2 protein-coding genes are annotated in these 1,857 nt (G+C 59.4%); one reads left to right on the top strand and one right to left on the bottom strand.

Annotated elements, in window-relative coordinates; all coding sequences use genetic code 11:
- A partial coding sequence (locus VAE48_RS09825; RefSeq protein ID WP_322793150.1) for a zinc ribbon domain-containing protein occupies positions 1-433 on the top strand: 433 nt, incomplete at its 5' end.
- 10 nt (positions 434-443) lie between these two features.
- Here VAE48_RS09825 and VAE48_RS09820 read toward each other — a convergent pair.
- Entirely contained in the window at positions 444-1,706 is a 1,263-nt protein-coding gene (locus VAE48_RS09820; RefSeq protein WP_322793149.1) for a hypothetical protein, read from the bottom strand.
- Between the last annotated feature and the right edge of the window lie 151 nt (positions 1,707-1,857).

Below are 1,857 nucleotides of genomic sequence, written 5' to 3'. Positions count from 1 at the left end.
AGAAATTGAACTCTTTGATGAGTGGAGTGTGAGAATGCCTGCCTACGAGTATCGCTGTCTGGACTGCCGCAAACGCTTTGAAGTCTTTATGTCCTATTCCGAATATGGCACGCGCGAGGTTACCTGTACCCACTGCGGAAGTAAGCGTGTTCAGCGGCGCATCGGCCGGGTGCGGGTTGCCCGCTCCGATGAGAGCCGCCTGGAAAGCCTGGCAGACCCGGACAATTTAGCCGGTCTGGAAGATGACCCGCGCACACTGGGCCGCATGATGCGCCAGATGAAAAGCGAACTGGGCGAGGATATGGGGGATGTATTCGACGAAGTGGTGGATCGGCTGGAAAAGGGTCAATCGCCGGAGGATATTGAGCGCGACCTGCCCGAACTGGGCAGCGATGAGGGCGGTGACTTTGGCGGAATGAGCGATTTGGACTGATGGGGTGACTTCACGGTTTCAGCAAGGCGGTCAGCGCTTCGTAAGAAGTTACCCAGGCAATGCGGTTGATGAACGCCGCCAGCGAAGGGCTCTGGGCGCGCAGCGCCCGCACGGCAGCGGGGACGGGGTCTTCCCCGGCAGCACCGCCGGGTTGATCGGCGTAGGCGCCGTAAAAGGCAAAGTAAGCCTGATTCAGCCGCCGGATGCGGTAGCCGTTTTCCCAAAAAATGCGCCGCCTCTGCTCCATGTATTCTTCCGCCTCTTCAATTTTACCCTCCGCCAGCAGCGCATCCACCGTTACGCGCGTTTCACGCATTTCAGCCCGAAAGTCAAAAGCCGGCGGTTCTTGCGGCTGCTCCGGCTGCGTGGGAGGGGGTTGCGCCGCCGGTGGCGGAACCTTTTCCGGGTAGAAACGTTCGATGAGTATTGCCCCAATTTCTTTGCCGGCGATCGAGGCGGTCGTTTCGTTGATGGTGCGCATTTCGGGCGAGGCGTAGTACAAAGCCCCCAGCGGGCGCAGGGTGAGCGTATTGTGAATCCACTCGTGGGCAATCACTTCGGCCAGCCAGTTCAAATCAGTGGTGCTCATCACCATGGTCGGGTAAGTACCCACCCCGCCCACCGGCACGACCAGCGCCGAAACGTTCAACCCCCGCTCCACCTCACTTTCCAGCCGTACAATCTCATCCAGCGAGAGATCGGCCACCAGCGAGATATCCGCGTCCTGTCGGATGACCTCGCGCGGCGAAACGATCAGCGCGTAGGGCAGGCTGGTAACGTGATAGAGCGGCGGCGGGATGGGCTGACCGCCCAGCCCCAGCCCCAATTCGGCAATCACCACGCTCAACTGGTACTGCAGCACCGATTCCGCCAGCGGCGCAAGGCGCTGGTTGATCTCTCTCGTGAGGGCATCCTGTTCCGCCAGCAGAGCAGCCGCGGCCTGCTGCGGGTTGGGCAGGTTGGGGTCGGCGTAGAGGGTGTTGATTTGGGCGCGCACCTGATTGAGACGTTCCACTCGCTCCAAATAACGCAGCACGATCTGGCGTTGCTGCTCAAGGGTCAGGTAGCGCGGCAGGTTGAGGGCTGCCTGCTGCTGCTTCAGCCGCAGCGCATCCAGCGTCCAAGAAATGTAATCAAATTCCTGCCAGCGGGTGTAGCGGCGTACCCGCTCATTCGGGTCGGCGGTGTTATACTCACTGCGCACCTGAACAAGCGCAAACAGCAGCAAAATCAGCAGGTTGCGCACAATCCGTCGCAGACGATTCAGGCTCATTGCGCGGAATTATACTCGATGGTTATTATGGCTTTCTCAAAGTTCCTTGACAACCCTAAAACTTTGTATCGAAACTTGAATTGTGGCGAAACAACCCCCACCCACGTCCCCAATATTGCCAAAGCGATATTGGGGGAGGCGCAGGAGGGGG

Origin of the sequence: Bellilinea sp. (assembly GCF_034432615.1) — a bacterium.
Taxonomy (GTDB): Bacteria; Chloroflexota; Anaerolineae; order Anaerolineales; family Anaerolineaceae; genus Bellilinea.
The sequence above is the reverse complement of the archived record's forward strand: the minus strand, read 5'-3'. Positions and strand labels throughout refer to the sequence as shown.